This is a genomic window from Chitinophaga sp. (assembly GCF_036569125.1).
GTDB lineage: Bacteria > Bacteroidota > Bacteroidia > Chitinophagales > Chitinophagaceae > Chitinophaga.
Map to the genome: position 1 here is coordinate 1 of NZ_DATCRF010000323.1, position 3,703 is coordinate 3,703.

The 3,703-nt window shown below is 46.5% G+C and carries 1 protein-coding gene; it reads right to left on the bottom strand.

What is annotated here, in order from left to right:
• The coding region (locus VIM87_RS12075) for a SusC/RagA family TonB-linked outer membrane protein (RefSeq protein ID WP_331997236.1) at positions 1–2,834 on the bottom strand (2,834 nt) is incomplete at its 3' end.
• Positions 2,835–3,703 lie beyond the last annotated feature (869 nt).

Genomic DNA, 3,703 nt, shown 5'->3' on the forward strand with positions numbered 1-3,703 from the left:
GCATTTAATACAGCTACCGGCTGGTTACCGGTATTGGCAACACCATTAAACATCCCTGGTTGATTACCCCAGTTATACAAAGGTCCCATTTGCTTAACAAACTGAAAAAACACATCCAGTTCAAAACCACGGTAAATAAGACGGTTATGAATACCTCCGTAATAACGGGGAGCCAGGCGAACATTGATCACAAGGTCCTCTGGCGTTCCCAATACTCCGGGAGGAAGGATCTTACCATTCCTATCTCTGATCCGGTTGAGTCCTGTTTCCGGATCAACGCCGGCTGATGGATATGCCCGCACAATGTTTAAGGGCTGACCTACTACAAAGTCACTTACATAAGGCGTATTTTCCAAACCGGTGAAAGCCAGCAATTTGCTTTGCGGTATAGTTAAAGTAGCATCAGCGCTCCACATACATTCACCGATCTTTATTTTTGCTGTATGCAGATCAAACTCCCATCCCCTATTCTGCACCAGTGCATTGTAGCTGCGGATACTGCGCGGAAAGCCCATTGATACAGGATCTGCGTTATACAACAATTGATTGGCGGAGCGGTTGTGGTAATAGTTAATCCCAGCCGACAGCCTGTTATCTAAAGCGCCAAGATCCATTCCCATTGACAGCTTCCGGATCTGTTCCCACTGCGGCTGTGGCGGGCGGTAAAGCAATGTATTGTATGTATAGGGATCATCTGCCAGCACACCATCATTACCAGTTGTGCAATAGCCTGCCTTTAGCTTACCAAAGCTCAAAAGAGGCAAGCTGCCGCGTCCCGCCGCTTTATCTAAAAATATCCAGGCAGCAGCAGCTGATCCAAAAGTGTGGGAGCGGGCTGCTTTTTCAATACGGGAGCTATGGTCCTGCCGCATGGAAAGCGATACAATATACCGGTTGTCCCAGTTGCGGCGCAGTGTACCGTAGATAGCGCTGAACCGGTAGTATGCATCAGTGCTGTCGGTACTTTTTTGACTGGCTGCGGATAGATCAAACACTTGTTCATCCCTCGCAAAGCCACTTCCTTCACAGGCTACCCGGCCGGCGGTTTGCTCCTGCCAGCTGTATCCTATGATTGCAGTATAAGATCCTTTCCCTACCTCTTTATGATAACTTAATTGCGGCTCTATACTCCAGGTATGCATTCTTGCAGTGGCTACCTGTAATTTATTCTGTTCGTAAGCACGTGCCTTTGGCGCATAATAGCTTAATGGCTGCAATAGCTCATCATCTGCCTGCAGCCGGTTATAGCCTAATGCGCCGCTAAGGTAAAAACCGTATGGCAGCTTGTAACCAGCCGTGGCACCGGCCAGCAGATTGGTGGCGATATTGTGGTATTGCCGGCTTAAATACGCCAGGGGGTTCGTCCAAACGGCATCCCCATTCGGCAATGTATCCCAGTTCAGGTTACCATTCTGCCCGTATAAAGCCGGTGCATTGGGAGGAAGGGATATCGCATCTCTTGTGAAATCGTCTGCGATCAATGCAGTATTGCTACGTGTATAATTTCCGGTTATTGTCATCTTAAACTTTGTGCTGTCGGATCCCTGAACGAAGCCCGCATGTAACGATCCTTTCGTGTCGCCCAGCTCACCGGGAAATACCGTCGTTTGCCTCCTGTGACCTATGCCGGCCTGGTAATGTGTATTCTTCTTACCGCCGGAAACGCCTGCATATAAATTCCTGTACTGCGCAATGCCGCCAATTAATACTTTTTGCCAATCGGTATACGCCGCCGGATCATACCAGGTAAGATCCAGGTTGTCCTGCGTGTGCGACGTGGACCGATCAGGTACTGGCAATCCGTCGTTACGGTAAGCGGCAGCACGCATTGCAAGATATTGGGAGGTGTTCAGTAATTGCATTTTTCGCGTAACCACCCCCCAACCGTTCTCTAATGTAACATCTATCTTAAACGGCTTTGCCACTCCTCTTTTTGTGGTGATCACTATAGCGCCGTTGGCAGCTCTGGACCCATAAATAACCACTGCATCCACATTCTTTAATACGGTTATACTATCAATATCTGCGGGGTTAATAAGGTCCAGTGGGTTACCTGCTCCTGCCTCAGTGCCTGCTACATTTACACCATTGCTGCCGGATCCTCCCTGGATGGCTGATAATGTATACGGAAAGCGCGATAGAAAAGGTATACCATCTACAATATATAAAGGATCATTTCCCCTGCTTACGCTGTTCTGGCCTTGCAGCCGCACTCTTACACCGGTACCGGGCAGGCCTGTAGCCTGCTCAATGAACAGGCCCGGTACCCAACCTTGCAGCGCCAGTAAGGGGTTGCTGACGGGCTGGTTGGTGATATCTTTTGCTTTTATGACTGATATATTGCCCGTAGCGAACCTATGTGAAGCAACACCGTCGCCAGATACCACCGTTTCGTCCAGAAGATTTACAGCAGTATGCAAAGTTATATTTACTGAACTTTTGCTGCCGGCGGCTATTTTCTGCCGCTCAAACCCCAGCATGTAAAGGGAAAGCGTATCGCTCTCCTTTACACCTCTCAATGCAAACTTACCTTCTGCATCCGTTACTTTTCCCAGTTTCCTGCCTTTTACTGCTACATTGGCACCGGCTATTGGCTTGCCATCTGTATCCGTTACTGTTCCTACCAGCTGCCTGCCTGCAGTGGCACTGTCTGCCCTGCTTATTTCCCCGCCGGCTGTCTGCGCACCTTTTTTAATGATAATAGACCGATCCTTGATCTCAAAAATGTAATCCATTGGCGAGAGTAACTTCCGTAATGCGGTTCCTACTTTCTCCTTCCTGACTTTCAGATCTGTCTTTGTTTCAAAATCACGCTTTGCTATTCCGGAATACATGAGACTTAATCCCGTTTGTTCTTTAATTTTTGAAAGGATATCGTGGACAGATTGCTGTTTGGCATTGAGCGTTACCTCTAATTCGCTGTCCTGTGCAAACGCGGATCCCTGTGAAAATGCGTATAGACATGATATAGGAATTATTACAAGCCGGCATAAGGTTTTACGTGAAATTTTTATCATTTCTTTGTTCGTTTTAGCTTTTTCCATATTGCTGTTACCATAAAGACAACAGCAATTTCAATATGTAAGCCATCATATATTATGACGATAAAACAGGAAAAACGTACCAGTACCCCGTCAAGTAGTTAACAATTCATTCACCATCTAAAATGATAACGAAAAAAATTCCAAAATGATAACCGGCATTCTTGTCCTATTTAGTACTTTTAAAACGTAAATAACCAATACCACGACGAGCGCACAACAGCCTCCATTTCCGCTAAACAGGATCTTTAAGGGACAATATTTAACACTCACAAATTTACCTCTATGAAACGCGCCAGACTTGCTTTGACGGCAATTGCTGTAATGGCTGTTATTGCCGGTATACTTGCCTTTAAGGCTAACAGACTTTCCGTATGTTTTTGCCGGATAGGAACACCCGGTGTTTGCACAACTATCTACTTAAATGCCTCTTTTGTGCCTACAACTTCGGGAAGCACGTATTGTACCTGGGCGCTTGGGGCGCCCTGCACACAAAAGGTCAGGACTTTTGAGATACCCTGATGTATCTTACAGTGAAGTGCCGGTGGTTTAGCTACCGGCACTTTAGTTTATGCCTGTACGAAAAAAATTGCCGCCGGTAACATTCAGTTAACATTTTTCTGATCCTATTAAAGTAACTTTGATCAATCGCCAACCAAAGT